Consider the following 2,044-nt stretch of genomic DNA (forward strand, 5'->3'; position numbering starts at 1 on the left):
GCGTCACCCTGGGCTTTGATGGCTCGGCGGTGGCGGCATTTCCTGACGCGGTGACCCAGCGTGGGGCCAAGCATTTGCGCGAACTGGCGCATTTGGCCAGGGACGGGATTCGGGCAGTGCAGTTGTATTGCGTGAACCTGACAGGGATCGACGCGGTGCGTCCTGCCGAAGAAATCGATTCGGCCTACGCAGCTGCGTTGCGTGAGGCAGTGGCGTGTGGAGTCGAAGTGCTGGCGTATGGCGTGCGCTTGACTCACGAAGAGATGGTGGTCGATCGGCGACTGGATGTGCTGTTGAACGGTTAGAGCGTGACCCAGATTCCTTGCTCATCTTCGTGGCAGGGGATGCTGGTCAGGGATTGTCCGGCGCAGGGGCCGGCGACGCATTCACCGTCCTCGATCAGAAACAGTGCGCCGTGGGTCGCGCACTGGATCAAGCTGTTGCTGGGGTCGAGAAACTGGTCGGGCTGCCATTCCAGCCCGACGCCCCGGTGCGGGCAGCGATTTTCATACACATACACCCGACCGCCCCGGCGTACGGCCAGGAGCTTCTGGCCGTTGACGTCGAAACCGCGACTGCTGGCGTCAGCCAATTCGGCGCCTGTGCAAAGAAGCTTCATGTCTATCCTCAAGTCCTGCGGCTCGCGACCTGGTACGTCCGAGCTTGACGTTCAAATGCAAGCAATTATCAAATGACGGCTCGCCCGCAGGGCGATTACCGGATGCCGAGAATACTTGGCCTGTCATGACTATGCCCGGGAAACCTTTGAAGGAGGCTGTTTATGCACCTGTTCGATCCCGGTACGACTGGCCAATGACCCTTCTGATTAAACCTCGTGCGTTGTTCATTGGCTTGAGCCTGTTGTGTTTGCTGGCGATCTGGTTGTCGCTGGCGTTGGGGCCGGTGAGTTTGCCGTTGTTCGACACCTTGCGCGCGGCGCTGCGCTTGGTCGGCCTGCCGATTGCCGCCGACGGGTTGGAGCAGGCCGAACTGATCCTCGGGCAAATCCGCCTGCCGCGAACCTTGCTCGGTTTGGCGGTGGGCGGGGTTCTGGCGCTGTCTGGTGTGGCAATGCAGGGGTTGTTTCGCAATCCTCTGGCCGATCCGGGCCTGATAGGGGTGTCGAGCGGCGCGGCATTGGGCGCGGCTATCGCGATTGTCGGCGGCTCGGTATTCGGTGGACTGCCTGAATCCTTCGGGCCATATCTGTTGTCGGTGTGCGCGTTTCTCGGCGGGTTGGGGGTGACGGCGCTGGTCTATCGACTGGGGCGACGCAATGGCCAGACCAACGTCGCGACCATGCTGCTGGCCGGTATTGCATTGACTGCCCTGGCTGGTTCGGCGGTCGGGCTCTTCACTTATCTGGCGGATGACGCGACCCTGCGCACCCTGACGTTCTGGAACCTGGGCAGCCTTAACGGCGCCAGTTATGCGCGACTCTGGCCGTTATTGCTGGTGAGTACCGGTGTGGCACTGTGGTTGCCGCGTCGGGCCAAGGCCTTGAACGCATTATTGCTGGGGGAGTCGGAGGCCGGCCACCTGGGTATCGACGTCGAAGGACTCAAGCGCGAATTGGTGTTCTGCACGGCGTTGGGTGTCGGCGCGGCGGTAGCTGCGGCGGGGATGATCGGGTTTGTCGGCCTGGTGGTGCCGCATCTGGTGCGGCTGCTGGTCGGCCCCGATCATCGGGTGTTGTTGCCGGCGTCGGTGTTGGCGGGGGCCAGTCTCCTGTTGTTTGCTGATCTGGTGGCGCGGCTGGCGCTGGCGCCGGCTGAGTTGCCGATCGGGATTGTCACGGCCCTCATCGGCGCGCCGTTCTTTCTGTATTTATTGCTCAGAGGGCGTGCCTGATGTTGCGAGCGCAGAACCTGCAAATCCGTCGCGGTCGAAAAGTTGTCCTGACGGACATCACCCTTGAGCTTAAACCGGGCGAAGTGCTCGGCGTGTTGGGGCCTAATGGCGCCGGCAAAAGCACGTTGCTCGGCGCCCTGTGCGGAGAATTGCCGGCGGACCATGGCAGCGTCTGGCTCGATGAGCGTGAGTT

Annotated in this window: 4 protein-coding genes; 3 read left to right on the forward strand and 1 reads right to left on the reverse strand. The window is 62.3% G+C overall.

The window, feature by feature from the left end; all coding sequences use genetic code 11:
• Positions 1-305 (forward strand): DNA/RNA nuclease SfsA (locus tag AC1DLB_RS28535; protein ID WP_477786140.1); only part of this gene is annotated, 305 nt, incomplete at its 5' end.
• On the opposite strand, the gene AC1DLB_RS28540 is transcribed toward AC1DLB_RS28535, so the two are convergent.
• On the reverse strand, positions 302-619 hold the full coding sequence (locus AC1DLB_RS28540) for a Rieske (2Fe-2S) protein (protein WP_064620359.1): 318 nt from the start codon (positions 617-619) through the stop codon (positions 302-304). The genes AC1DLB_RS28535 and AC1DLB_RS28540 overlap by 4 nt on opposite strands.
• A 248-nt stretch (positions 620-867) precedes the next feature.
• Here AC1DLB_RS28540 and AC1DLB_RS28545 point away from each other — a divergent pair, with 248 nt between their 5' ends.
• Positions 868-1,851, forward strand: coding sequence for a FecCD family ABC transporter permease (locus AC1DLB_RS28545; RefSeq protein WP_167331204.1), 984 nt, complete (start codon positions 868-870; stop codon positions 1,849-1,851).
• Positions 1,851-2,044: ATP-binding cassette domain-containing protein (locus AC1DLB_RS28550; protein WP_477786141.1), on the forward strand; the 194-nt coding region annotated here is incomplete at its 3' end. The genes AC1DLB_RS28545 and AC1DLB_RS28550, both read left to right, overlap by 1 nt.

It is taken from the genome of Pseudomonas sp. 05N434 (genome assembly GCF_056396965.1).